This window comes from Aeromonas sp. Prich7-2 (assembly GCF_017939255.1).
GTDB lineage: Bacteria > Pseudomonadota > Gammaproteobacteria > Enterobacterales > Aeromonadaceae > Aeromonas > Aeromonas caviae.
Map to the genome: position 1 here is coordinate 1 of NZ_JAGKRI010000277.1, position 329 is coordinate 329.

Annotated in this window: 1 rRNA gene; it reads right to left on the reverse strand. The window is 46.5% G+C overall.

The features are described 5' to 3' along the window. Window positions 1–131 (reverse strand): 16S ribosomal RNA (locus J9892_RS21620); the annotation flags it as partial. Between the last annotated feature and the right edge of the window lie 198 nt (window positions 132–329).

Genomic DNA, 329 nt, shown 5'->3' on the forward strand with positions numbered 1-329 from the left:
TCCCAGGCATTACTCACCCGTCCGCCGCTCGCCGGCAAAAGTAGCAAGCTACTTTCCCGCTGCCGCTCGACTTGCATGTGTTAGGCCTGCCGCCAGCGTTCAATCTGAGCCATGATCAAACTCTTCAATTTAAGTTTGGTTGCCTGCTTAATCGCTTAAGCAAAGCGGCTCAATGAATTGCTGAATTAACTGCTGCAACTAAAAGTTGCTTTGGTCACTTCATCAGACATTGAAAATCAAAAATTGTTTTTGATGCTCGATGCTGTGAGTGCCCACACAGATTGCTTGATTCAAATTGTTAAAGAGCGTCACGCTTATCGCGTTGAGGA